The following is a 25,757-nucleotide window of genomic DNA, read 5'->3' on the forward strand; positions in this document are numbered from 1 at the left end:
GGATCAGCCCTCGTCGGTGGCGGCGCTCTTGCCGGCCACGGCCTCGCCGGCCGCGGTCTTGGCAGCCGTCTTCTTGGCGGCCGTCTTCTTCGCCGCCGCCTTGGTCGCGGTGGTGGTCTTCTTCGCGGCCGTCTTCTTGGCGGCGGTCTTGGTCGCCGCCGTCTTGGTGGTGGTGGTCTTCTTGGCCGCCGCCTTCTTGGCCGGGGCCTTCTTCACCGCCTTCTTCACCGGCCCGCGCGCCCGCTTCTCGGCGAGCAGCTCGTAGCCGCGCTCCGGCGTGATGGTCTCGACGTCGTCGTCCTTGCGCAGCGTGGCGTTGGTCTCGCCGTCGGTCACGTACGGGCCGAAGCGGCCGTCCTTGACCACCACCGGGCGCTCGCTGACCGGGTCGGTGCCCAGCTCCTTGAGCGGCGGCGCGGCGGCCGCGCGGCCGCGCTGCTTGGGCTGGGCGTAGATCGCCAGCGCCTCGTCGAGGGTGATCGTGAAGAGCTGGTCCTCGCTGGTGAGCGAACGCGAGTCGGTGCCGCGCTTGAGGTACGGGCCGTAGCGGCCGTTCTGCGCGGTGATCTCCGCGCCCTCGGCATCGGTGCCGACCACGCGCGGCAGCGAGAGCAGCCGCAGCGCGTCCTCCAGGGTGACGCCGTCCAGCGACATCGACTTGAACAGCGAGGCGGTACGCGGCTTGACCGCGTTCTTGCCGGTCTTGGGCGTGCCCTCGGGCAGGATCTCGGTCACGTACGGGCCGTAGCGGCCGTCCTTGGCGACCAGCATGTTGCCGCTGACCGGGTCCGGGCCGAGCTCGAAGTCGCCGCTGGGCTTGGCGAGCAGCTCCTCGGCCAGCTCGACGGTCAGCTCGTCCGGCGGCAGCTCGTCCGGGATGTCGGCGCGCTGGCCGGGCTCGCCCTCGACGGCGGAGGCGCGCTCGACGTACGGGCCGTAGCGGCCGACCCGCAGGGTGATGTCGTCGCTGACCTTGAACGAGCTGATCTCCCGGGCGTCGATCGCGCCGAGGTCGGTGACCAGCTCCTTCAGGCCGCCCAGGTGGTCGCCGTCGCCGTTGCCGGCCTCGGCGGCGCCACCCGCGACGTGGCCCTCGCCCTCGCCGAAGTAGAAGCGCTTCAGCCACGGCACGGACTGCGCCTCACCGGCGGCGATCCGGTCGAGGTCGTCCTCCATCTTGGCGGTGAAGTCGTAGTCGACGAGCCGGCCGAAGTGCTTCTCCAGCAGGTTGACCACGGCGAAGGAGAGGAAGGACGGGACGAGCGCCGTGCCCTTCTTGAACACGTACCGGCGCTGGATGATCGTGTCGATGATCGACGCGTAGGTGGAGGGGCGGCCGATCTCCCGGTCCTCCAGCTCCTTGACCAGCGAGGCCTCGGTGTAGCGGGCCGGCGGCTTGGTGGCGTGGCCTTCCGGGGTGATCCGCTCGGCGGCCAGCGGGTCGCCCTGGGCGACCTGCGGCAGCCGGCGCTCACGGTCGTCGAGCTCGGCGTTCGGGTCGTCGGCGCCCTCGACGTAGGCCTTCAGGAAGCCGTGGAAGGTGATGATCTTGCCGGAGGCGGAGAACTCGACGTCCCGGCCGTCGGCGGAGGCGCCGCCGACCCGGACGGTGACGGACTGGCCGACCGCGTCCTTCATCTGGGAGGCGACGGTGCGCATCCAGATCAGCTCGTACAGCTTGAAGTCGTCGCCGGTCAGGCCGGTCTCGGCAGGGGTACGGAAGCGGTCGCCGGAGGGGCGGACCGCCTCGTGCGCCTCCTGGGCGTTCTTGACCTTGCTGGCGTAGGTGCGCGGGGCGTCCGGCAGGTAGTCGGCGCCGTAGAGCTGGGTGACCTGCGCGCGGGCGGCGGCGATCGCGGTGTCCGACAGCGTGGTGGAGTCGGTACGCATATAGGTGATGAAGCCGTTCTCGTACAGCTTCTGGGCCACCTGCATGGTCCGCTTGGCGCCGAAGCCCAGCTTGCGGCTGGCCTCCTGCTGGAGCGTGGTGGTGCGGAACGGCGCGTACGGCGAGCGGCGGTAGGGCTTGGACTCGACGCTGCGGACGCTGAACGCGGTCTGCGCCAGGGCGGCGGCCAGCTGGCGGGCGGCCTGCTCGTCCAGGTGCAGGGTGTTGGTGCTGCCGGCCTTCAGGCGGCCGTCCGAGCCGAAGTCGCGGCCGCTGGCGATCCGCTTGCCGTCCACCGAGGCCAGCCGGGCGCCGAAGGTCTCCGGGTTGGCGGAGTCGGCCGGGGTGCGGCCGGTGCCGAAGGTGCCGACCAGGTCCCAGTACGAGGCGGTGCGGAACGCCATCCGCTCGCGCTCGCGCTCGACCACCAGACGGGTCGCGACGGACTGCACCCGGCCCGCCGACAGCTTCGGCATGACCTTCTTCCACAGCACCGGCGAGACCTCGAAGCCGTACAGCCGGTCGAGGATGCGGCGGGTCTCCTGGGCGTCGACCAGGCGCTGGTTGAGCTCGCGCGGGTTGGCCACGGCCTCCTGGATCGCCGACTTGGTGATCTCGTGGAACACCATCCGGTGCACCGGCACCTTGGGCTTGAGCACCTGCTGGAGGTGCCACGCGATGGCCTCGCCCTCGCGGTCCTCATCGGTGGCGAGGAAGAGCTCGTCGGACTCCGCGAGCAGTGACTTCAACTTGCTGACCTGGGACTTCTTGTCCGCGTTGACCACGTAGATGGGCGCGAAGTCGTGGTCGACGTCCACCCCGAGGCGGCGCACCTCGCCGGTGTACTTGTCCGGCACCTCGGCCGCGGTGCTGGGCAGGTCGCGAATGTGCCCGACGCTCGCCTCGACGATGTAGCCGGGGCCCAGGTAGCCCTTGATCGTCTTCGCCTTGGCCGGCGACTCGACAATGACGAGTCGCTGTCCGTGCGCGGTCTCGCTGCTCGGGGACACCTTCGCTCTTCTCTCCCGGTCCTTATGTGGCTGGTCGGCGCCGGCAGCACGGGCTGCGCTCCGCCCGACCCCTCCACCGTCCCGGGCTGCCGCTGAACGACACCCCACCAGCGGAGTGTGACCGTACCCCGGCCACCCTTGTCAAACGGACGGATCCCGCGTTTTCACTTGCCGGGCTCACCGACGCCACTCGAACGGTAACCCGATGACGGAGGTTCGCGCCCCGTGGAGGGGGGCTTCGGCAGGTTCCGGAGGATGGAATGACGAATTTCAAGATCTGTCAACGGAAAAATCGCCGCACTTCCGGTATTGCGCTTTCCGGATCGCGCCAGGGGCCACCGACATGGCCGGTGCGGCTGAGGTGTTCGGTACGGCAGGTAGGGCCGATGCGCTCGGTACGGCTGGCCTGTCCGGTACCGCTGCCGCGGCCGCTGCTACCGCTGCCGCTGCCGCTGCCGCTGCGAGCTCAGCGGCCGGCCGCGGCCAACAGTCCGGCGCCCGCCGCCAGGCAGCACACGCCCAGGGCGCTCCACAGCAGGTCGGTGACCGCCGCCCGGCTGATCTCCCCCGCCGCCAGCACCGCCCGGCAGGGCCGGTCGGGGTCGTAGCAGACCCGCACCGAGGCGCCGGGCGCGAAGCTCTCCGGGCGGCGCAGCGGGGTGTGCCCGCGCGGACGGGTGAGCACCAGCTCCGCGATCCGGCCACCGCCGGGCCCCTCGGCGGCCGGGGGCAGCACGGAGAAGGAGAGCAGCGGCGCGCTGTCCAGCTGCCCGTGCACCTCGTTCTCGGCGACGACGGTGGCCACCGCCGGCACCCCCCGTCGGCGCACCCGGTGGCGAAGGCGCACTTCGGCGGCGCACCAGAGCAGCAGCGCGCCACCGAAGAGGGTGAGCACCAGCCCGCCCACCGTCGCCGTCGTCGTGTCCACCCCTGGCCCCCGGCTCCCCAGCTCTGTCCACAGCCTGTGGACAGAGAGCCTCACAGCGGCGGACCAACGGGGCGCGGCCACCCGGGGGCCACCGGACGAACCGGAGGGTACGGGCGGGTGAACCGGGGGTCGTCCGCGAAGCGTTCCGCCGCACGGGGCCGGACAGAGGCCGGACGGGGCCAGGCAGGGACCGGACGCGGGCCGGACGGGGACCTCCGTACCGAGGCCACCGAAGCGGTCACCGAAAGCGGGTCACCGAAAGCGGGTCACCGAACGGGGTTGATGAACCCCTGCTCGGTCAGCAGCCGCAGCGACTCCGGCACCCGGTCCCGCAGGACCACCCGGTCCTCGCCCAGCAGCTGCGCGATGGCGTCCACGATCTCGCCCGCCGCCAGCGACCCGTCGCAGACCCCGACGAAGCCGGCACCCACGGTGTCCACCTTGGTTGCCCGCCGCATGCCGCGGTTGTGACGCAGGATCACGTGCTCCGGGTCCTCCGCCCCCGGCGCGCCGACCTGCTCCTGGACCACCTCGTCGGCCAGCACGTAGCGGGCCGCGAGCAGGCCCGCGTCGTCGTGCGAGCGCAGGAAGTCCTGCCGGTCGAACCACTCCTCGATGTGCGGGCCGAGCGGCTGCTCCACCGGGTGCGGCCACTCCTCCACCCGCACGATCGGACGCTCGGCACCGCTCGCCCGCAGGGTGATCCAGCCCATGCCGATACCCTCGACCCGGCCCGCCTCGAAGGCGTCCAGCCACTCGCCGTACCGGGCCTGGTAGTCGCCGCCGGGGCCGCGGTGGTCGCCGCCGTCGCGCAGCCACAACTCGGCGTACTGGGCCACGTCCTGGACCTCGCGCTGGACGATCCAGGCGTCCAGCCCGGTGCCCGCCACCCAGCCGGCCAGCCGCTCGTGCCAGTCCTCTCCCTTGACGTGCTGCCAGTTGGCGAGCAACTGGCAGTAGCCGCCCGGCTCCAGGTGCTCGGCGGCCGAGCGCACCAGGTTGCGGCACAGGTCGTCCCCGGCCATTCCGCCGTCGCGGTAGGTGAACCGGCCGGCCGGCGAGATGACGAAGGGCGGGTTGGAGACGATCAGGTCGAACTTCCGCTCCCCGACCGGCTCGAAGAGGCTCCCGGCGACCGCCTCGGTGTTGTCGAAACCGGACAGCGCGAGGGTCAGCTCGGTGAACCGCAGCGCGCGCGGGTTGAGGTCGGTGGCGACGACCTTCTGTGCGTGCCGGGCCGCGTGCAGCGCCTGCACGCCGGAGCCCGAACCGAGGTCCAGCGCGGCCCGGACGGGGCGGCGCACGGTGATGTTGGCCAGCGTCGTGGACGCGCCGCCGACCCCCAGCACCAGGTCCTTGCGGGCCACCCCGTGGGCCGTCTCCCCGGAGCCGATGCCACCTGCGCCGCCCACCGCGCAGCCCAGGTCGGAGACCACCCAGGCATCCGAACTGGGCATCCCGGCCACCTCGTTGGCGTACGGGCGGACGTCCACCGTGGCCCGCACCAGGTCCCCGTCGGAGCGCAGCCAGCCGTCCGCCAGGCAGTCCTCCACCGGCAGCGCGGCGGCGGCCGCCTGGTACGGCACCGGCTGCTGCAGCAGGAACAGCCGCACCAGGGTCTCCAGCGGGCTGCCGCCCCGGGTGGCACGCAGCGCCGGGACGGCCTCGCTACGGGCCAACGCCGCGTATCCGGTGGGGCCCAACAGGTCCAGGCACCCGTCAGCGGTGAACGATGCGGCCAGCAGCGCCTCGCGCAGTTTGGCCAGACGGGTCGGGTCGAGAACGGGGCTACTGATCACCCCGCCATTGTCCCCCGCCCCATGCCACCCTCGCCCCACCAGCCCACCCGGGCCGCACCCACCCGAGTCCGAGCCCCGGCCTGCGCCCCTCGGCGGACACAGCAGCCGGGGCCGGAGGGCCGCTCCCGTGAGCGGCCCTCGCCGTTGCTCCCGCTGCTCCTCGTCCTCGGTCAGCTCGCGCTGGGGGCCGGGGTGGACGGGGCGGCCGCCGGGGTGGTGGCGGCGCCCGCGGAGGGGGTGGCCGCCGGGCTCGCGCTGTCCGTTGCGCCGGGCGTGGGGGTGCCGTTGGGAGCGCCGGCCGTGGCGGACGCTCCGGCGCTCGGGGTCACGCTCGCGCCCCCGGCGGCCGGGGAGCCACTGGCGCTGCCGCTCGCACCGGCGCCCGGGGTGGCCTGGCTGGGCTTGCAACCGTCCTGCTTGGCCATCGCGGCGCCGAGCTCGCCGCGCTGCAACTTGCTCTGCGCCTGGGTGGACAGCGAGGCCAGCCGCTGCACCTGGTCGGCCACGCTGCGCAGCCCGTCGGCGAACTTCGCCTGGTCGTTGTTGGGCAGCGCGTCCAGCTTCTTCTGGACGTCCTGGTAGCCGTCGGCGGCCTTCTTCAGCTCGTCGACGGTGTCCTTCTGCAGGGCCGCGCCGTTGTCCACCTTGGGCGCGCCGGCCGCGTCGATGGCGCTCGCGATGTCCTGGTTGGTCTTGGCCAGCCGCCCGATGTCCGTCGAGAGCCGCTTCTGCAGGTCGGCCGGGGCCTCGCCGGTCTTCACCTGGCCGGTGTCGGCGAGCGCGGACTGCGCCTGGGCGATCGGGTCCTTGGCCGCGCCGCAGACGTTCGACGCCCAGGATTCCAGCTGCTTGCTGTTGTCGTCGCCGCCGCAGCCGACGGCGCCGAACGCGAGCAGCACGCCGAGGGCGGGTACGGCCAGCAGTCGCTTGTTCACCGGGAGAAGCCTTTCGGTTTCGGTCGTCTTCGGTCGTCGAACCTACACGTCCGCCGTCCGAGCCCCGGTTCCCGGCTGCTCAGCCCCGGTCGGCCGACCCGGGCTCCCGCTCCCGCACTCCCGCCCCCGGCCGCCGCTCAGGCCCGCTCGACCCGGATCGGATCGCCCGGCCGGACGGTGCCCAGCACCTGGGCGTCCCCGTCGAGCGCGCCGAGGACGTTGCAGGGGCTGGCCAGTCGGCACTCGCCGTCGCGCGAGATCGGCGTCGGCCCGTAGGGCAGGGCGAGGCTGTCGCCGTCGGTCCAGAACGCGACCGTGCCCGGCTCGACCACCTGCCGGGCACCGTCCTCGCGCGGCGCGCTGACGGGCGTGCCGAAATAGACCTCCTCGCCCCAGGTGCTCGCCGTCGATTCGATCGGCAGCTCGGCCCAGAGCGCCTCGGTGGTGGGCGTGGCCCGCAGCGTGGCGGTGGCCTGACCGGCCGGCCACAGGATGCGAATCCGCATGTGCTTCCTCTTCCGCGACAGGTCCGATCAGCGATCGGACCCGGTCGTGCCGGAAGCAGCGAACCGCCGGGCTCAACAATTTGTCAACAGGATCCCAGGAATCGGGATCCCAGGAGTTGGGACCGGGGCATCGGAGGCGGCGCGGGCCCTCAGGCGGCGACGGAGGCGACCGAGACCGGCCAGCTCATCCGGATCACAGCACCGCCGGTGCCGTTCGTGACCTCCAGGTCCTCGACCAGGCCGGTGATCACGGCGAGGCCCAGGGTGTCCTCGTCCGGGTCGCCGCCCTCGTCGGCACCGGGAGCCAGGTGGGCCTCGGGGCCGGCTTCGTCCTCGACCTCGATGAGGAAACGCTTCTCCTGATCGGTCAGCGCGACCCGGACCGTGCCGCCGATGCCACCGCGCTGGTGCAGACCGACCGCACGCGAGCACGCCTCACCGACCGCGAGCCGTACCTCGTCGAGCACCGACTCGTCGACCCCGGCCCGTCTGGCGACGGCCGCGGCGACCAAGCGGGCCGTCCGCACGTGCTCGGGAAGCGCGCTGAATCGAAGTTCGACGGTTGCCATATCTCCCCTTCGGGGTGCTCCGACGGGGGCCGGAGGTACGGCCCCGGTGGGCCGGACGGGTCGGCCCCTGAGCGGCCGGGAAGCACCGGGGCCCGTTTGGGCCCCAGCGCCCCGGACGCGTGGAACGGGCGGGCCGGCCGCAGGGGCCGGCCCGGACGCGTCAGTCGGTCGCCTGGACCGCGTCCTCCACCGAGGTGTGGATCGGGAAGACCTTGGTCAGGCCGGTGATCCGGAAAATCTTGAGGATGCGCTCCTGGTTGCAGACGAGGCGCAGCGAGCCCTCGTGGGCGCGCACCCGCTTCAGACCGCCGACCAGGACACCCAGGCCGGTCGAGTCGAGGAAGTCAACGCCCTCCATGTCGACGACGAGGTGGTACTTGCCGTCGTTGACGAGCTCGACCAGCTGCTCCCGCAGCTTCGGGGCGGTGTACACATCGATCTCGCCGCCAACCTCGACGACCGTACGATCGCCGACTGCGCGGGTCGACAGGGACAGGTCCACGGAACCTCCAGCACCTTGCCTTGCTACGTCATGTGCGATCCTCGGCCGGACGGCCGCCACCGCATGGTCGCGAGCCCGGGCGCGCCAAGCCAAACGCGTGGCAAGCCTCAGCGCTGCGACCCACGGCCGTACGGCCGTCACGGCCACATTCAACCACCTGCGACCATGCCCGCACGATGGCTTACGACGATTCTGCGTCACGCCGGTGACACACTGGGTCCCCATGCCGCCCCGACACAGCCTGCCCGAGGCACTGCTCACGACCCTGGCCACCAGTCGGGGGCGATCCGACCGGCTCACCCATACGGAGCACCTTCCCGCCCGGCCTGCACGTTATTCGCCGTGGCCCGAGTCGATCCGACCGGAGATCGTGGCCTCGGCACTCGCCGTCGGGGTGGAGCAGCCCTGGGCGCACCAGGCAGAAGCGATGAACCTGGCCAAAAGCGGCCAGACTGTGGTGATCGCCACAGGCACCGCCTCGGGCAAGTCGTTGGGCTATCTGGCGCCGGTGCTCAGCGACCTGCTGGAGGGTACCGAGGCCCGCAACGGCCGCGGCGCCACCGCGCTGTACCTGGCCCCGACCAAGGCGCTCGCCGCCGACCAGCGCCGCCGCGCCGCCGAACTCGCCCCGCCGAGGGTCCGGGCCGCGCTGTACGACGGCGACACCCCGCCCGAGGAGCGCGAGTGGGTCCGCCAGTACGCCTCCTACGTGCTCACCAACCCGGACATGCTGCACCGGGGCATCCTGCCGGCGCACGCCCGTTGGTCCTCCTTCCTCAAGGTGCTGCGCTACGTGGTCGTCGACGAGTGCCACAGCTACCGGGGTGTGTTCGGCTCGCACGTCGCCCAGGTACTGCGGCGGCTGCGCCGGATCTGCGCCCGTTACGGTTCGTCACCCACCTTCCTGCTCGCCTCCGCCACCACCGCCGACCCCGCCGCGACCGCCCGGCGCCTGACCGGTCTGCCCGCCGTGGCCGTCACCGAGGACGCCTCGCCGCGCGGGCCGATGATCTTCGGCCTCTGGGAGCCGCCGCTGACCGAGAACGTCGGCGAGCACGGCGCCCCGGTGCGCCGCACCGCCACCGCCGAGGCCGCGCACCTGCTGACCGACCTGGTCGAGCGGCAGACCCGGACCGTCGTGTTCGTCCGCTCCCGCCGCGCCGCCGAACTCGTCGCCCTCCAGGCCCAGGACCAGCTCGGCCGACCGCTCGCCGAGCGGGTGGCCGCCTACCGCGGCGGCTACCTCGCCGACGAACGCCGGGCCCTGGAGCGCGCCCTGCACTCCGGCCGGCTGCTGGGACTCGCCTCCACCTCCGCTCTCGAACTCGGCGTCGACATCTCCGGCCTCGACGCCGTCCTGATGGCCGGCTACCCCGGCACCCGGGCCTCGCTCTGGCAGCAGGCGGGCCGGGCGGGCCGCGAGGCCCAGGGCGCGCTCGCCGTCCTGATCGCCCGGGACGACCCGCTGGACACCTACCTGGTGCACCACCCGGAGGCGCTGTTCGCCGCACCCGTCGAGGCCACTGTGCTCGACCCCGACAACCCGCACGTGCTCGCCCCGCACCTGTGCGCGGCCGCCGCCGAACTGCCGCTCACCGACGCCGACCTGGAGCTGTTCGGCCCCTCCACCGCGCCGCTGCTGCCGGTGCTGGAACGGCGCGGCCTGCTGCGCCGGCGCGCCGACGGCTCCTGGTACTGGACCCGCCGGGAACGCGCCGCCGACGCCGTCGACCTGCGCGGCAGCGGCGGCAGCCCGGTGCAGATCGTCGAGGCCGACACCGGCCGGCTGCTCGGCACGGTGGACGCGGCGGCCGCCCACGCCACCGTCCACACCGGGGCCGTCCACCTCCACCAGGGCCGCACCTACCTGGTCCGGGAGCTCGACCTGGAGAACTCGGTCGCCCTGGTCGAACCGGCCGACCCGCCGTACACCACATCCGCCCGCGACATCACCTCCATCTCCGTCCTCGACACCGACACCACCGTCCCGTGGGGCGAGGGGCGGCTCAGCTTCGGCTCGGTGGAGGTGGTCAACCAGGTGGTCGGCTACCTCCGGAAGCGGATCTCCACCGGGGAGATCATGGGCGAGAGCAAGCTCGACCTCCCGCCCCGCACGTTGCGCACCCGCGCGGTCTGGTGGTCCGTCACCGAGGACCAGCTGCTCGACGCGGACCTCCCGCTCGACCAGCTGCCCGGCGCCGCCCACGCCGCCGAGCACGCCTCGATCGGCCTGCTGCCGCTGTTCGCCACCTGCGACCGGTGGGACATCGGCGGCGTCTCCGTCCCGCTGCACCCCGATACCGGGCTGCCCACCGTGTTCGTCTACGACGGCCACCCGGGCGGGGCCGGCTTCGCCGAACGCGGTTTCCAGCGGGCCGTCGAGTGGCTGACCGCCACCCGGGCGGCGATCGCCTCCTGCGAGTGCGAGCGCGGCTGCCCGTCCTGCGTCCAGTCACCCAAGTGCGGCAACGGGAACGACCCGCTGAACAAGGCGGCCGCCGTCCTACTGCTGGATGTCCTGCTGGCCGGGGCACCTGACGCGGGGTCCGGGCCGGGCCCGGAAGGCTCGGAGTCCGGAACGAGCCCCGAGGCGGCGGGGTCCGGGCCCGACCCGGAGGGCGGGGCGCCGAGCGGTTCATGAGGCCGCCGCCGCGCCGCCCGGGGCGTCACCGAGACCGTCCTCGGGTGCGGTGACCGGGGCCCGTACCGGTCCGGCCCGGGCCCTCGCCCGCGCCGGGCCGACCGGCAGGTGCACCGGGAGCCCGCCGACCGGCACCTCGGCAACCACCTCGACGGCGTCCGCCGACCGGTCCACCGAGCAGGACACCAGGCCGGCACCCTGTGCGGCGGCGATCCCGGCGGCCCGACCGCAGCCGCCGTCCGGCTCCAGCAGCAGCCGGTCCGCCGCCGCGAGGGCCGCGAGGTCGGCGGCGGACTCGGCCCGGTGCCGGGCGGCGACCACCGCACCGACCGCGATCGTCGCGGCGAACACCGCCGTGCCCAGCATCGCCAGTGCGAGCAACCACACCGTCGCCGAGCCCGCGTCCGGCCCGCGCCCGCCCACCGCGGCGGCCCGAGCGGTACGGGCCCGCCCCAGCCGCCCCACCGCCCGGCGTGGGCCGCTCAGGATGGCCACGCGCCAACACCTCCTCCCGAACCACTCCTCCCCAGCACGTCCTCCCGCTGCGCCACCGCCCGCGCGCCGAGCCGTACCGCGAGCAGACCGCCGAGTTTCCCAGGCGCCGCGCACGGCGCGTCCACGTCGACCCGCACCGTGTCCGCCGCGACCGCGACCCGGACCTCCGCCCCCGGCGGGGCGGCCGCGCGGGCGAGGTCGGCGGCGTCCGCCTCACCGCGTGCGGCCGCCCTGGCGCCGATCCTGGCCGCGTCCACGCAGTGGATCTGCGCGGCCGCCGCGAGCACGCCCCAGATCAGCATCGCCGCGAGCAGGACGAGCGCGGGCAGGGCCACCGCCGTCTCCGCCGTGGCGAAACCGCCGTCGCCGCGTCGGGCCGGCCGCAGCGACCACGGACGAGCGCCGCCGCTCGCCGTCCTACGTGGCATGGAGCGCGCGTTCGAGCATCTCGGTCAGCGCCCCGGTGATGGTCGCGCTGGTCACCACCTTGTACAGCCCGGCCGCGAGGGCGCAGGCGCCCAGCGTTCCGACGGCGTACTCGGCCGTGGTCATCCCGGCGTCCGACCGGCGCCGGCGGCGGGCCAGCCGGCCGGCCCGGCCGGCCGCCCAACGGCTCTTCCGCCGCCACGCCCCCAGCAACTGCCGGAGCGGACGCCCGGCGTCGGGCCTGATCGCGATCACTGCGGTCATCGATGTCTCCTGTTCGATCTCTTCCGCGACTCCGGCCGATCCGGAGCCGACGTTCATTCACATGGACTGGGCGAAACGGCTGGTGAGGCCGATCACCACCGGCACGACCCCGATCAGGACGAAGGCCGGGAGGAAGCAGAGCCCCAGCGGTGCGGTGGCGAGCACCGCGGCCCGGCGAACCCGCGCGTGGGCCGCGCGGACGGCGGCCGTCCGCTGCTCCTGGGCCAGTCCGATCAGCGGGCCGGCCGCAGGGGCTCCACCGAGGCTCGTCCGGACCAGGCAGCGCGCCAGCGGGGCCAGCGCGGGATGCTGTTCGCCCAGTCGGGTCCAGCACAGTTCCGGCGGGGCACCCAGGGCCAGTTCGGCCCCGATCGCCGCCAGCCGCGGCCCCAGCGGCGCGCCCACACTCCGGCCCACCGCCGACACCGCCGCCGAGGGCAGCGCCGCCGACCCGAGACAGGCTGCCAACAGCTCTGCACCCAGTGGGAGTTGCCGGGTCAGCAACTCGTTCTCCCGGGCCGCCCGACGGTCCGCCGGTGACCGTGCCCGGGCCGACCACCGATGGACGCCGACCGCCGCCAGCACCCCGGCGACCGCCCCGGCACCGCCACCGAGCAACACCGCCACCGCCAGCCCGGCGCCGACCGTCGGCACCACGCGCCGCCAGGGCCCAACACTCGGGCCCTTCAGCCGCGTTCGCTTCCGCACCTCCTCCCGCTCCCACGCCCAGGCGGACGCCCGCCGCCTGGCTCTGCCCGGCACCGACGCCACCACGGTCGCCCCTGCCGCCACTGTCGCCACCACGGCGAGACCGGCCACCGCCCACTCGAAGCCCCGCATCACCCGGCCTCCGCTCCCCCGCCGAGCGCCCGCGCCCACATGAGCCCTCGACGCGCACCGCCGCGCTCCCTTGCCCCCGGAGCCTGAGCACCGCCCCCGGCCCCCCGAGGAGGCTCCAGCGCTCCCCTGGCCGCCGCCCGGACGATGCGGGCCGTCCAGAGCACGCCCAGCCCCTCCAGGACCGCGCCCGCCACGAGGCAGCCCAGCCCGGCCGACGTGTGCAGCAGGACGTCCAGCGGACGGGCCCCGAGTGCGCCGCCCAGCAGCAGCCCCGCGCTCGGCAGGGCGGCCAGGACGGCGATCGTCGTCCGCGGCCCGGCCAGTTCCCCCGCGATCTCCTCCGCCAGCGCCCGCTCGCCGCGTAGCGCCTCCGCGACCCGGTCCAGCGCGGCGGCCAGCCCCGACCCACCGTCGGAGGCGACTCGCCAGCAGGCCGCGACGGCCGCCGCCCCGCTGCCGCCCGGCAGTTCGGCCAGCAGCTGGAACGCGGCGGGGACGTCCCCGCCGTAGCGGCCCGCCGCCAGCCGGGCCACCGGCTCCTCGCCGAGCCGGCGCAGCCCCTCCGGGTCCGCCGCGAGCCGGGCCGTGGCCAGGTGCAGCGCCTGCTCCGGCGTCGAGCCGCCGCGCAACTCACCCGCCAGCGCGGCGCAGAGCTCCACCACGGCCGCGGCCCGCCGCCCGGCCTCCACCGCCGTGCGCCGCCGCAGTCGCCACCTTCGCAGCGGCAGGGCGGCCAGCACGGCCGCGAGTACCGGCACCGGCGAGGAGAAGGCCTGCCCGGCGACCAACCCCACCGGCAGCAGCAACAGTTCGGGTGCCAGCAGGTCCGGGAGGCGAGCCCTCGCACGCCCCGCCGCCTCCGGGCCCGACCCGCCCACCGGAGGCCCGCTGCCCGCCAGCACCAGCCTGGAGCGCCGACCGCCCGGCAGCTGCTCCTGCACGGCCCGCCACGCGGCGGCCGCCAGCAGGAACAACACCGCCGTCCAACAGAGCACCAGTTGACTTTGCATCACATCGCCGCCGTCCATGTCATCGCCCCTTCCTGCCCCAGGTCCCGAGCAGTGCCAGCGCGGCCACCGCGCATCCGGTCAGCAGCACCACGAACCCGAGCTCCACCAACCGCAACTCCCGCGCCGCCCCACCTGCCGACAGTGCTGCCGCGATCACCACCGCGCTCACAACGGCCCCGCCCCGGGCCCCGCCCCGGGCTGCACCCCGAGCGCCACCCCGCGCGCCGCCAGCAAGCCGACGAGCCGTTCCCAGCCCGCCCCCGGCACCAGGCCGCCCGTTGCCGGAAAGGCCACCGCCGCAGTGGTCACGGCCAGCCCGTCGCGGTCCCCGGCCAGCGTGTGGATCTCCGCCACCCGGCGGCGGCCCGAGCCCGGATCCCGGACCAGGTGCACCACCACGTCGAGCGCGGCCCGCAGCTGGCTGTGCAGCGCCGGCCGGTCGAGCCCGGCCAGCGAGCCCAGCGCCTCCAGCCGGACCGGCACGTCCGCCGCCGTGTTGGCGTGGACGGTGCCACAGCCGCCCTCGTGCCCGGTGTTGAGCGCGGCCAGCAGGTCCGAAACCTCGGCGCCGCGGACCTCGCCGATCACCAGCCGGTCCGGCCGCATCCGCAGGGCCTGCCGGACGAGGTCCCGCAGGGTGAACTCGCCCAGACCCTCCTGGTTGGGCGGTCTGCTCTGCAGCCGGACCACGTGGGGATGGGCCGGTCGCAGCTCGGCGGAGTCCTCGGCGACGACGATCCGCTCGTCCGGCCCGACCAGGCCGAGCAGCGCCGCGAGCAGCGTGGTCTTGCCCGAGCCCGTCCCACCGGAGACCAGCAGCGAAAGCCGTGCCCGCACGATGCCGGCCAGCAGGTCGGCGCCCTCCGGCGGCAGCGCCCCGCCCGCCACCAACTCGTCCAGCGTGAACGGCCGGGGCCGGCAGACCCGCAGCGAGATGTGGGTGCAGCCGGCCGCGATCGGCGGCAGCACCGCGTGCAGCCTGGTGCCGTCCGGCAGTCGGGCGTCCACCCAGGGCCGGGCGTCGTCCAGGCGCCGCCCGGCCGCGGTGGCCAGCCGATGGGCCAGCCGCCGCACCGCCTCGGCGTCGGCGAAACGGACTCCGGTGGCTCGGTGCAGACCGCCGCCACGGTCGACCCACACCTCGTCCGGACCGTTCACCAGGACGTCGGTGACGTCCGGCGCCGCCAGCAGCCGGTCCAGCGGGCCCGCACCCACCAGTTCGGCGCGCAGCGAGCGCACGGTGTCCAGCACCTCGTCCCCGCCGAGCGGCGGCCGGGTGGCCCGCAGCACTGCCGCGACCGATCCCGCCGTCGGGGCGGCCCCCGACTCGGCCAGCCGCAGCCGCACCGCGTCCACCAGCTCCGCCGTCCGCTCCTCGCGGGCCGTCCGGCCGTACGGGCAGGGCCCGTGCCCGGCCTGCGGCGGCCCGCCGGGCGGCGGCACGCTCCTGAGCGGCCGGTGCTCCCGCGCACCGTCGCCCGGGCCCGGGGCACCGCCCCGAGGGCCTGTTCTGCGAAGACGGACCATCAGTACACACCTCCTCCGACCGCCGGCACCGGCGGCAGTACCTCGTTCAGGAAGGTCGCGCAGAAGCGCGCGAGCGGGCCGCTCTCCCGGATGCCGGGCGGGACGCCCTTCTCGACGTCCTCGCCGAGCCCGGGCTCGGGTTCCAACTCCCCAGCCAGGTCGAGCCGCAGCCCGCGGGCGATCCGGTGCGCCGGGAGCCCGCCGGCGCGCACCGGCCGGACCACGGCCCGGACGTCCCCGAGCCGCATCCGGGCCGCCGCCGCGACCCGGTCGGCGGCCGCCACGGCGCGCAGTTCGGCCGGGACCACCAGCAGGGCCAGGTCGGACTGCTCCAGCGCCTGCCCGGCGGCCGCGTCGAGATGGCGCGGCACGTCGACCACCACCAGCCCTCCGCGCCGCCGGGAGGCGGCCAGCACGCTGCGCATGGCCTCCGGCGGCACCGTCAGGGTGTCGCCACGGTCCCAGGACAGGCAGGACAACGCGGAGAGCCGTTTGAGCGCCGGCAGCGCGCGGGCCAGCTCGGCCCCACTGACCCGCCCGCGCGAACCCGCCAGGTCGGGCCAGCGCAGCCCGCGGGCCGTCTCACCGCCGAGCAGGATGTCCAGGCCCCCGCCCAGCGGATCACCGTCGATGAGTATGGTCCGCCGACCCGTGCGCGCGGCCGTGACCGCCAGGGCGCAGGCCAGCGTGGAGGCCCCGGCCCCGCCCCGGCCGCCGAGCACGGCGACGGTGACCGCCGGGGAACCGACGCCCTCGGCCGCGTCGGCGATCCGGTCGAGCAGCCAGGCCTCGGCATCGGGCAGGAACAGCACGTGCTCGGCGCCGAGTTGGACCGCTCTGACCCACACCCCGGGGTCGTCCAGGTCCAGCCCGAGCAGCAGCACCCCGCCGCGCCTGCCCAGTCCGGCGCAGCGCTCCGCCTGGTCGTCCCCGACCAGGATCAGCGGGGCGCCCTCCCACAGCTCACGCGTCGGCGGCGCGCCGCGGATCAGTCGAGGCTCGGTGCCCGCCGCCGCGCAGAGCCGCAGCAGGTGCTCGGCCAGGCCCTCGTCCTCGGTGACGACGAGCGGCCCGCCGGCCTCGGGGCCCTCGGTGGTGAGGTGGTCGGCGATCGGCGTCGACATGGTGCTCTCCCCTCTGCGCCGCCGGCCACCAGGGGCGGGGCGCGCTTCGGACGGTTGCGGCGGACGGTCGCCCGGCAGACCTCCGGAGAGAAGGGGGATGAGGCCCTGCCCGGCGACCGCCGCCGACCATCACGGTGGGGGGAGATCCGGATTCCGTCATCCACGTTCCGATTGCCTGTGGATAACTCGTGGGTTGTGGATGAAAACGTTCACCCGGGCGGGGGGCTAATCGGCAAAGAATTGACGAAAGGGGGTCACGGAGATGAACCGGCCACTCACCGCACCCCGGCCGAACACTCTCCCGACACCCCCTCGCAGCCTTCCGCGCACCCCACCGCGACGGTCCGGCGGAGCCGATCGGAACCAGCCGCGTAGGCCGTGTGAGCCATGAGCAAACGGCAACGCAGAGTGACGAAAGGTGGTGGACGGAGCGAGCCGTCGACACCCCCTGTACACCGTCGGCCGGGCGGTCACGGAAGCCGCCGCGAAGGACTTTCAAGCCCTGAAAATGGCCCCGGACGTGCGACGACCCCCGCCGGGGGGGAGAGCGGGGGTCGTCTATCCACAGCCCGACTCGGGGGGGAGGAGCCGGACCGGGTTAGCACGGTCGCGAACGATCCGTGACTTCCATGGTGTACCCGAGCGGCCAGAAACACAAACCCGCACGCCCGCGAGTACGCCGAATGGCGGGGTGTTTTGCGGCTCCCTCTATCCTCGGTTCCCGTGGACACCACCGAGAACGCCGACGACCACGCCGACGAGTCCCAGGGCGGCACCACCGGGCCCGGGGAACCGGTCGCACCCGCCCGCCCCCGGCCGAGCGGGCTGCGCACGGCCGCCTTCTTCGACCTCGACAAGACCATCATCGCCAAGTCGAGCGCGTTGGCCTTCAGCCGCCCGTTCTACCAGGGCGGCCTGATCAACCGTCGGGCGGTACTGCGCAGCGCGTACGCGCAGTTCGTCTTCCTGGTCGGCGGCGCGGACCACGACCAGATGGAGAAGATGCGCGAGTACCTCTCCGCGCTCACCCGGGGCTGGAACGTCCAGCAGGTCCGCGAGATCGTCGCCGAGACGCTGCACAACCTGATCGATCCGATCATCTACGACGAGGCCGCCTCGCTGATCGAGCAGCACCACGCGGCCGGCCGGGACGTGGTGATCGTCAGCAGCTCCGGCTCCGAGGTGGTCGAGCCAATCGGCGCGCTGCTCGGCGCGGACCATGTGATCGCCACCCGGCTCCACGTCGAGGACGGCTGCTACACCGGCGAGATCGAGTACTACGCCTACGCCGAGAACAAGGCCGCCGCCATCCGGGAGTTGGCCGAGACGGAGGGCTACGACCTGGCCCAGTCGTACGCCTACAGCGACTCGTCCACCGACCTGCCACTGCTGGAGGCGGTCGGCCACCCCTCGGCCGTCAACCCCGACCGCGCGCTGCGCAAGGAGGCGCAGGCGCGGGAGTGGCCGGTGCTGGTCTTCGACCGGCCGGTGGAACTGCGGCGGCGGCTGCCCGAGTTCTCCGCGCCGAGCGGTTCGGTGCTGACCGCGGTGGCGGTCGGGACGGCCCTCGTGACCGCCGGGGCCATCTGGTACCTGGCCCGCCGACGCCGCCCCGCTGCCTGAGGCCTCAAGTCAGTACAAAGTCCAACAAAACGGGCAATCGGTACATACTTCTCGTTTCGGGTTCCCCTTTCGGCCGAAACGCGATACAAATGAAGCACGGCCCGCGAGACCCGGTCAGGACCGAAGAGGTCAAACCGACAACGCAGTTCAGGCCCACGGACCGCGTGTACAGATATCCAGGCACCCACATGCAGCCGACCCGCTGTCGGGCCGCCGGACCAGACGAACGGGCAGGATCCCCGTCTGATCGGCACTTCCGGTGCATGCTTGGTCACCCGGAATCTGCACCAGCGGCGGCACCCAGCAGGATCAGGTGCCGCCGCATCTTCCTGTCCACGGGCGCCCGCTCAGACCATCCCGCGCTGCATCGCCTCGCAGACCGCGGTGCTCTCGCGCACGCCGAGCCGTAGCGCCCGCCCGCAGTGCGCGATCCAGGCCGCCATGCCCTCGGGCGTGCCCGCCAGGTAGCCCGCGAGAGCCCGCTGGTAGGCGTCGGTACCCAGCTCCGCCAGGCCGACCTCGGCCGGACAGATCGACTTCGGATCGAGCCCCTCGGCGATCAGCACGATCCGCTGGGCGGCCCGCGCGATCACCCCGTTGTACGCACCGAACGGCCGCAGCGCGAGCAGTTCGCCGTGCACCACCGAAGCGACCACCAGGGCCGGCGTCCCCACGCCGTGACCCTCCGCGCGGGCCACCAGCAGCCGGGAGAGCTGGTCCAGCCGGGCCGCGACCTCCTCCGCGCCCGGCGCGGGCGGCAGCACGGGCGTCGGCCCGACCGCGATGTCGACCTCGACGCTGTCCACCGGCGCGAGCTCCAGCGGGAACAGCTCCTCAGCGGCCTCCCCCGCCCGTCGCGGCCGACCGGCGGCCGGGTCGGCGTCGCCGACCGCGAGCAGGTGCAGCCGCGCCAGCACCTGCAACGGCGAGTGCCGCCAGACGCTCAGCAGCTGGCCGGCCTCGGCGGCGATCCGCAGGGCCGCGCCGACCGTCCGGGCCTCGGCGTCCGCGCCGAAGTCGGTGCGGCGCCGGACCTCCTCCAGCGGCCAGTCGGCCCCGGCCACGGCCGCCGACGCACGGGCGCCGCGCAGCGCGGACTCGGAGGTGACCTCGGCCGCGCGGCGGCGCATCACCCGGTGGCCGTAGAGCCGGTCGACGGCCTTGCGCACCTCGGCAACCGCGTCGGGCACCCCGGGGAGCTGGGCCAGCGGGGCGAGGGGATCTGTTCCAGTGCTCACCTACCCGAGAGTAATGAACAGGCGGTCCCTCCCGGAACAGCAACCCCGCATCACCCGTTAGAGGCAATCCTCACTTCCCTCCCCCGACGAGGCCCAAACCCCGGCTAGCATAGCCACTATCGGAGACGATAACGATTTCCAATTAGGGGCGCTCGGCACGCGCGTCCCCCCGAGCACGCGGCCCGCCCCCAGGGCCCAGAGCGAGAGCCGGAGCCCCAGATGAAGATCGCCTTCGTCGGCAAGGGCGGCAGCGGGAAGACCACGCTGTCCGCACTGTTCATCCGCCACCTGGCCGCCATCGGCCGGCCGGCCATCGCCGTCGACGCCGACATCAACCAGCACCTGGGCCCCGCCCTCGGCCTGACGGATGCCCAGGCCGCCGAGCTGCCCTCGCTCGGCGCGCACCTGCCGGAGATCAAGGAGTACCTCCGTGGCAGCAATCCGCTGATCCGCTCGGCCGACGAGATGATCAAAACCACGCCGCCCGGCCGTGGTTCGCGCCTGCTGCGGATCATCGAGGAGAACCCGGTCTACGCCGCCTGCGCCCGCCCGATCGCGCTGGACGAAGGCTCGGTCCGGCTGCTGGCGACCGGCGCGTTCACCGAGGAGGACCTCGGGGTGGCCTGCTACCACTCCAAGGTCGGCGCGGTGGAGCTGCTGCTCAACCACCTGGTGGACGGCCCGGACGAGTACCTGGTCACCGACATGACCGCGGGCTCCGACTCCTTCGCCTCCGGCCTGTTCACCCGCTTCGACCTGACCTTCCTGGTGGCCGAGCCGACCCGCAAGGGCGTCTCCGTCTACCGCCAGTACCGCGACTACGCCCGGGACTTCGGCGTGCAGCTGCGGGTGGTCGGCAACAAGGTGCAGGGCCCGGACGATCTGGCCTTCCTGCGCCGCGAAGTCGGCGACGACCTGCTCACCACCTTCGGACAGTCGGACTGGGTGCGCCGCCTGGAGCAGGGCGCCGAGCCGCCGCTGAAGTCGCTGGAGCCGGCCAACCGGGCGGTACTGGAGCTGCTGCGGGCCGAGGCCGAGGCGGCGTACGGGCGGCGCGACGCGCGCCGGTACACCGAGCAGGCGGTGCTCTTCCACCGGCGCAACGCGGAGAGTTGGGCCAACGCCAAGGTCGGCATCGACCTGGCGACCCAGGTGGACGAGGACTTCGTGCTGGGCGAGCCCGCGGGAGAGTTCGCGGGCGAGTTCGCGACCGCCGGCGGGCAGGCCGCCCCGGCAGGGGCCTCCGCCTGACCCCACCACGAACAGAACGGGCCGTCGCCTCCCCCTCACCCCGGGGGAGGCGGCGGCCCGTTCGCCATCCCGGCCCCGTTCGGCGCCACCAGCAGATTCCCGTCGGTTCGAACACCACCCAATGGGGTGAATCAAGGGGTTTTCCACTTCCCACCGGGAAGGACGCCGTGCAAAGCTTTCATTACTCTCGGTTTACCGAGTCTTGATGGTCCGTCCCGACGGCCCTCGCGAGACATTCCGCACCTCGCCCGGGCCCCTGGCGGGCCTGATGGTCAACGCCGGTCGGTGACACCCGCATTCCCCCGCCGCGCCCACGCCATCCCGCCACACCGTCGCGACCCACGACAGCCGATCCGCCCCGGAGCCCCACCCCGGACTCACCGCCGGACCTGACTGCGTTCGTTCCCCCGGACAGACGGGAAGACCATGACCCTCGACATCTCCAGTGCACCCATCGCCTCCGACACCACCGACCACGCGCCACCGGGCCCCGACTCCCGGGTCCGCTGGGCCCAGGACCTCTCCGCCTCCCTGGTGGTCTTCCTGATCGCCGTGCCGTTCTCACTCGGCATCGCGCTCGCCACTGGCGCCCCGCTCACCGCAGGGCTCGTCGCGGCGGCCGTGGGCGGTATCGTGGTCGGACTGTTCGGCGGCACCCCGCTCCAGGTCAGCGGCCCCTCCGCCGCCCTGACCGTGATCACCGCCGGACTGGTCGCCCAGTACGGCTGGCAGGCCACCTGCGCCGTCACGGTCGCCGCCGGGCTGCTCCAACTCCTGCTCGGCGTACGCCGGGTGGCCCGGACGGCGCTCGCCGTCTCACCCGCGATCGTGCACGGCATGCTGGCCGGGGTCGGGCTCACCATCGCCATCGCGCAGCTGCACGTCGTCCTCGGCGGCTCCCCGCAGAGCTCCGCGATCGCCAACCTGCTCGCCCTACCCGGGCAGTTGGCCGGTCCACACCCGCCCGCACTGCTGGTCGGCACAGTGACCGCGGCAACACTGCTGGGCTGGCCCCGGCTCGGCCGACTCCCGGGCCGAGCGGGCGAGTTCGGCGCCCGCCTGGCCAAAGTGCCCGGCCCGCTGGTCGCCGTGGCCGTCGCCACCGCGCTCGCCCTCGCCCTGGACCTGCGGCTCGCCCACATCCAACTGCCCCCCTGGCAACCGCACTCGCTCGTGCCCGCACTGCCGCACGGTCCGCTGACCGGAGTGCTCGCCGCCGTCCTCACCGTCACCGCCGTCGCGAGCGTGGAGTCGCTGCTGTCCGCCGTCGCGGTCGACCGGATGTCCCGGCGCACCGGTGACCTCGACCGCGAGCTGCGCGGGCAGGGCCTCGCCAACACGGTCAGCGGCCTGGTCGGCGGACTGCCGATCGCCGGCGGCGCCGTGCGCAGCACCGCCAACGTCCGGGCCGGCGGGCAGACCAAGTGGGCCTCGGTGCTGCACGGCGCCTGGGTGCTGGCCGCCGCGCTGGCACTGACCGGCGGACTGCGCCGGATCCCGCTGGCGGCCCTGGCCGCGCTGGTGCTGGTGGTCGGGCTGCAGATGGTGAGCTTCGCGCACATCCGCAAGGTGCACCGGCACCGGGAGTTCCCGGTCTACCTGACCACGGTGCTCGGCGTGGTGGGCCTCGGGGTGCTGTGGGGCGTGGGACTCGGCGCGGGCACCGCCGTGCTGCTCGCGCTCTACCGGCTGACCCGCGCCCATGTGGACGTCGAGGCCGGCCTCGACGGCTCGGTCACCGTCCAGACCCACGGGCCGCTCACCTTCACCGCCGCCCCCCAGTTGAGCCGGGCGCTGGCCTCGATCCCCGCGGACGCCGAGGTCACCGTGGTGCACGACGGCTCCTTCCTGGACCACGCCGCGTACGAGACGCTGCACAACTGGCGGGCCGGACACCAGGCCGCGGGCGGCCGGGTCTCGATGGTGACACGGCGTCCGGAGGGCGAGGTGCTCGACCCCGACGGCACGGTCCGCGCGGGCAGTTCGCCGGGCCCGCACCGCTGCCGGGCCTGGACCCCTTGGGTCGGCCACCACTGCATCGAGCAGCAGGAGGACCCGCATGGCCGGCTGCTGGACGGCGTCCGGGTGTTCCAGCAGCACACCGCCCCGCTGATCCGGCCCGAGCTCGCCCGGCTGGCCCGGGAGGGGCAGACACCCTCACAGCTCTTCCTGACCTGCGCGGACTCCCGGATGGTCACCAGCATGATCACCAACAGCGGCCCGGGCGACCTGTTCACCGTCCGCAACGTGGGCAACCTGGTGCCGGCCCCCTTCGAGCCCGGCGCGGCCGACGACTCGGTGGCCGCCGCGGTGCAGTACGCGGTGGAGGCACTGGAGGTGCGCTCGATCACGGTCTGCGGGCACTCGGGCTGCGGCGCGATGAAGGCCCTGCTGGACGGCGTGCACGAGCGTCCCGGACCGCCCACCCCGCTGGCCCGCTGGCTGCGCAACGGCCGCGGCTCGCTGGACCGGCTCCGACGGGCCCCGGCCGAGTTCGCCGACCGGCCGGTGGTGGACCTCGCGGAGCAGCTCTGCATCACCAACGTGGTCCAGCAGTTGGACCAGCTGTTGGCGAACCCGGCGGTGGAGCGCCGGGTCGAGGAGGGTACCCTGCGGCTGGTCGGGATGTACTTCGACTTCGCCACCGCCCAGGCCTACGTCCTGGACCGAGCCGCCGGGACGTTCAGCCCGGTCGAGGCCCGCACAGAGGTCCGGCCCGACGGGGTTTCGGCCGAACGGGTGGGACAGGACGGCCGGGTTCCGGCCGAGGGCAGCGGGGAGGATCCCCAGCTGGCCGCCTGAAAGCCGGGTCCGTGTCCCCGCCGGGCGGGCCGGGGCACGGGCCCACCTGCCGCTGCGCGTTCTGCCGCCCTGGTGCGGCGGAACGCGCGGTCGGCCGTTCGACGATCGGTCAAAGGTCTACACCAATTCCCAGGAGCCTCTTGTCAAGTGCCCCGTTCGCCTGGTGAGCTGTGCGCTGGGACACACGGGACGTTCCCCACGCACGGGACCGCCCCAGATCATGACTCGATGAGGAGTGCGCGTTGAGCAACGAGAGCCTGGCCAACCTGCTCAAGGAGGAGCGGCGCTTCGCCCCGCCGACAGAGCTCGCCGCAGCCGCCAACGTCACCGCGGCCGCGTACGCGCAGGCTTCCGAGGACCGTCTGGGCTTCTGGGCCGAGCAGGCCCGCCGCCTGAGCTGGGCCGTCGAACCGACCGAGACCCTCGACTGGTCCAACCCGCCCTTCGCCAAGTGGTTCGCCGACGGCAAGCTCAACGTGGCCTACAACTGCGTCGACCGCCACGTCGAGAACGGCCTGGGCGACCGGGTCGCCATCCACTTCGAGGGCGAGCCCGGCGACAGCCGCTCGATCACCTACGCCCAGCTCAAGGACGAGGTCTCGCAGGCCGCCAACGCGCTGCTGGAGCTCGGCGTCCGCAAGGGCGACCGGGTGGCCGTCTACCTGCCGATGATCGCCGAGGCGGTCGTCGCGATGCTCGCCTGCGCCCGGATCGGCGCCACCCACTCGGTGGTCTTCGGCGGCTTCTCCGCCGACGCCGTGGCCTCCCGGATCCAGGACGCCCAGGCCAAGCTCGTCATCACCGCCGACGGCGGCTACCGGCGCGGCAAGCCCTCCGCCCTCAAGCCGGCCATCGACGAGGCGCTCACCAAGGTCGACGGCGTCGACCACGTCCTGGTGATCCGCCGCACCGGGCAGGAGACCGCCTGGACCGAGGGCCGCGACGTCTGGTGGCACGAGATCACCGCTCGCCAGTCCACCGAGCACGCCCCCGAGCCGCACGACGCCGAGCACCCGCTGTTCATCCTCTACACCTCGGGCACCACCGGTAAGCCCAAGGGCATCCTGCACACCTCGGGCGGCTACCTCACCCAGGCCAGCTACACCCACCACGCGGTCTTCGACCTCAAGCCGGAGACCGACGTCTACTGGTGCACCGCCGACATCGGCTGGGTCACCGGCCACTCGTACATCGTCTACGGCCCGCTCTCCAACGGCGCCACCCAGGTCATCTACGAGGGCACCCCGGACACCCCGCACCAGGGCCGGTTCTGGGAGATCGTCCAGAAGTACGGCGTGACGATCCTCTACACCGCGCCGACGGCGATCCGCACCTTCATGAAGTGGGGAGACGACATCCCCGCGAAGTTCGACCTCTCCTCGCTGCGGGTGCTGGGCAGCGTCGGCGAGCCGATCAACCCCGAGGCCTGGATCTGGTACCGGGAGCACATCGGCGGCGGCAAGTGCCCGATCGTGGACACCTGGTGGCAGACCGAGACCGGCGCCATGATGATCAGCCCGCTGCCGGGCGTCACCGAGACCAAGCCGGGCTCGGCCCAGCGCGCCCTGCCGGGCATCGCGGCCACCGTGGTCGACGACGAGGCCAACGAGGTCCCGAACGGCTCCGGCGGCTACCTGGTGCTCACCGAGCCGTGGCCGTCCATGCTCCGCACCATCTGGGGCGACGACCAGCGCTACATCGACACCTACTGGTCCCGCTTCGAGGGCCGCTACTTCGCCGGTGACGGCGCCAAGAAGGACGAGGACGGCGACATCTGGCTGCTCGGCCGGGTGGACGACGTCATGCTGGTCTCGGGCCACAACATCTCCACCACCGAGGTCGAGTCGGCCCTCGTCGGGCACTCCTCGGTGGCCGAGTCCGCCGTGGTCGGCGCGACCGACGCCACCACCGGCCAGGCCATCGTCGCCTTCGTGATCCTGCGCGGCGGCGTCACCGAGACCCCGGAACTGGTCGAGGAGCTGCGGGCGCACGTCGGCCGCACGCTCGGCCCGATCGCCAAGCCGAAGCAGATCAAGGTGGTCGGCGAACTGCCGAAGACCCGCTCCGGCAAGATCATGCGCCGCCTGCTGCGCGACATCGCCGAGGGCCGCGAGATCGGTGACACCACCACCCTCGCCGACAGCACGGTGATGAGCCAGATCCAGGCCCAGCTGCCGCCGTCGGGCGGCAACAACTGAACCCGCTGAGCGCTGGCTGAACACGCCGGCGCGGTGACCGGGGCCCCGGGCGGACACCACCGCCCGGGGCCCCGTCGTCGTCCGGTTCGGGCACGGTGATGCCGCGACCGGGCACGGTCGTGCTCCAGCGCGAAGAAAGGGCGAATCGCGCCGCCCCGGACCGGCTGGTGCCCCCGACCGA

Annotated in this window: 20 protein-coding genes; 5 read left to right on the forward strand and 15 right to left on the reverse strand. The window is 73.7% G+C overall.

The genetic code is table 11. The annotated features are described in order from the left end of the window. Window positions 1–3: 3 nt before the first annotated feature. The 7 genes from topA to bldG all read right to left on the reverse strand — a co-directional run bounded on the left by topA (window position 4) and on the right by bldG (window position 8,137). Window positions 4–2,898 (reverse strand): type I DNA topoisomerase, encoded by a 2,895-nt coding sequence (topA, locus tag ACGF12_RS11625; RefSeq protein ID WP_393028105.1) that lies wholly within the window; start codon window positions 2,896–2,898, stop codon window positions 4–6. Window positions 2,899–3,364: 466 nt separating this feature from the next. Then, window positions 3,365–3,826, reverse strand: coding sequence for a DUF3592 domain-containing protein (locus tag ACGF12_RS11630; RefSeq protein WP_393028106.1), 462 nt, complete (start codon window positions 3,824–3,826; stop codon window positions 3,365–3,367). Window positions 3,827–4,092: 266 nt separating this feature from the next. Next, window positions 4,093–5,625: a methyltransferase gene (locus ACGF12_RS11635; RefSeq protein ID WP_387615814.1), complete on the reverse strand. Its 1,533-nt coding sequence runs from the start codon at window positions 5,623–5,625 to the stop codon at window positions 4,093–4,095. A gap of 170 nt (window positions 5,626–5,795) precedes the next feature. Continuing rightward, the gene (locus tag ACGF12_RS11640; RefSeq protein WP_393028107.1) at window positions 5,796–6,560 is read right to left on the reverse strand and encodes a small secreted protein; all 765 of its coding nucleotides are present in this window, start codon (window positions 6,558–6,560) and stop codon (window positions 5,796–5,798) included. A 137-nt stretch (window positions 6,561–6,697) separates the two neighbouring features. Beyond that, entirely contained in the window at window positions 6,698–7,066 is a 369-nt protein-coding gene (locus ACGF12_RS11645; protein WP_393028108.1) for a cyclophilin-like fold protein, read from the reverse strand. 149 nt (window positions 7,067–7,215) lie between these two features. Continuing rightward, window positions 7,216–7,635 carry an ATP-binding protein gene (locus tag ACGF12_RS11650; RefSeq protein ID WP_393028109.1) on the reverse strand — a complete coding sequence of 140 codons (420 nt, stop codon included), beginning with the start codon at window positions 7,633–7,635 and terminating at the stop codon, window positions 7,216–7,218. A gap of 160 nt (window positions 7,636–7,795) precedes the next feature. After that, the gene (gene bldG / locus ACGF12_RS11655) at window positions 7,796–8,137 is read right to left on the reverse strand and encodes an anti-sigma factor antagonist BldG (RefSeq protein WP_380608663.1); all 342 of its coding nucleotides are present in this window, start codon (window positions 8,135–8,137) and stop codon (window positions 7,796–7,798) included. Between the two features lie 223 nt (window positions 8,138–8,360). Between bldG and ACGF12_RS11660 the strand changes: the two genes are divergently transcribed. Further along, a complete protein-coding gene (locus ACGF12_RS11660) occupies window positions 8,361–10,778 on the forward strand; it encodes a DEAD/DEAH box helicase (RefSeq protein WP_393028110.1) in 2,418 nt (805 codons plus the stop codon). On the opposite strand, the gene ACGF12_RS11665 is transcribed toward ACGF12_RS11660, so the two are convergent. The 7 genes from ACGF12_RS11665 to ssd all read right to left on the reverse strand — a co-directional run bounded on the left by ACGF12_RS11665 (window position 10,773) and on the right by ssd (window position 16,464). Then, window positions 10,773–11,273, reverse strand: a complete 501-nt coding sequence (locus ACGF12_RS11665; protein ID WP_393028111.1) for an Rv3654c family TadE-like protein — start codon at window positions 11,271–11,273, stop codon at window positions 10,773–10,775. The two genes, ACGF12_RS11660 and ACGF12_RS11665, sit on opposite strands and share 6 nt — an antisense overlap. Then, window positions 11,261–11,701: a TadE family type IV pilus minor pilin gene (locus ACGF12_RS11670; protein ID WP_393028112.1), complete on the reverse strand. Its 441-nt coding sequence runs from the start codon at window positions 11,699–11,701 to the stop codon at window positions 11,261–11,263. Before ACGF12_RS11670 ends, ACGF12_RS11665 begins: the two co-directional genes overlap by 13 nt. After that, window positions 11,691–11,963, reverse strand: coding sequence for a DUF4244 domain-containing protein (locus ACGF12_RS11675; protein ID WP_393028113.1), 273 nt, complete (start codon window positions 11,961–11,963; stop codon window positions 11,691–11,693). The genes ACGF12_RS11670 and ACGF12_RS11675 overlap by 11 nt, the downstream gene beginning before the upstream one ends. Before the next feature lie 57 nt (window positions 11,964–12,020). Beyond that, window positions 12,021–12,671: a type II secretion system F family protein gene (locus tag ACGF12_RS11680; protein WP_393028114.1), complete on the reverse strand. Its 651-nt coding sequence runs from the start codon at window positions 12,669–12,671 to the stop codon at window positions 12,021–12,023. Window positions 12,672–12,802: 131 nt separating this feature from the next. Beyond that, window positions 12,803–13,831 (reverse strand): type II secretion system F family protein, encoded by a 1,029-nt coding sequence (locus ACGF12_RS11685; RefSeq protein ID WP_393028115.1) that lies wholly within the window; start codon window positions 13,829–13,831, stop codon window positions 12,803–12,805. A gap of 147 nt (window positions 13,832–13,978) precedes the next feature. Then, a complete protein-coding gene (locus ACGF12_RS11690; protein ID WP_393028116.1) occupies window positions 13,979–15,256 on the reverse strand; it encodes a TadA family conjugal transfer-associated ATPase in 1,278 nt (425 codons plus the stop codon). 83 nt (window positions 15,257–15,339) lie between these two features. Further along, window positions 15,340–16,464: a septum site-determining protein Ssd gene (gene ssd / locus ACGF12_RS11695; protein WP_393028117.1), complete on the reverse strand. Its 1,125-nt coding sequence runs from the start codon at window positions 16,462–16,464 to the stop codon at window positions 15,340–15,342. An 825-nt stretch (window positions 16,465–17,289) separates the two neighbouring features. Between ssd and ACGF12_RS11700 the strand changes: the two genes are divergently transcribed. After that, window positions 17,290–18,087 carry an HAD family hydrolase gene (locus tag ACGF12_RS11700; RefSeq protein ID WP_393028143.1) on the forward strand — a complete coding sequence of 266 codons (798 nt, stop codon included), beginning with the start codon at window positions 17,290–17,292 and terminating at the stop codon, window positions 18,085–18,087. Between the two features lie 347 nt (window positions 18,088–18,434). Here ACGF12_RS11700 and ACGF12_RS11705 read toward each other — a convergent pair whose 3' ends face one another. Then, window positions 18,435–19,325, reverse strand: coding sequence for an oxidoreductase (locus ACGF12_RS11705; RefSeq protein WP_393028118.1), 891 nt, complete (start codon window positions 19,323–19,325; stop codon window positions 18,435–18,437). A 219-nt stretch (window positions 19,326–19,544) separates the two neighbouring features. On the opposite strand from ACGF12_RS11705, the gene ACGF12_RS11710 reads away from it, so the two are divergent. The 3 genes from ACGF12_RS11710 to acs all read left to right on the forward strand — a co-directional run bounded on the left by ACGF12_RS11710 (window position 19,545) and on the right by acs (window position 25,576). After that, window positions 19,545–20,576 carry an ATP-binding protein gene (locus ACGF12_RS11710; RefSeq protein WP_393028119.1) on the forward strand — a complete coding sequence of 344 codons (1,032 nt, stop codon included), beginning with the start codon at window positions 19,545–19,547 and terminating at the stop codon, window positions 20,574–20,576. Between the two features lie 426 nt (window positions 20,577–21,002). Continuing rightward, complete coding sequence (locus tag ACGF12_RS11715) at window positions 21,003–23,378, forward strand: SulP family inorganic anion transporter (protein ID WP_393028120.1); 2,376 nt, start codon at window positions 21,003–21,005, stop codon at window positions 23,376–23,378. A 242-nt stretch (window positions 23,379–23,620) separates the two neighbouring features. Next, window positions 23,621–25,576, forward strand: coding sequence for an acetate--CoA ligase (gene acs / locus ACGF12_RS11720; protein WP_393028121.1), 1,956 nt, complete (start codon window positions 23,621–23,623; stop codon window positions 25,574–25,576). Window positions 25,577–25,757: the final 181 nt, after the last annotated feature.

Origin of the sequence: Kitasatospora sp. NPDC048296 (genome assembly GCF_043201815.1) — a bacterium.
Lineage (GTDB): Bacteria > Actinomycetota > Actinomycetes > Streptomycetales > Streptomycetaceae > Kitasatospora.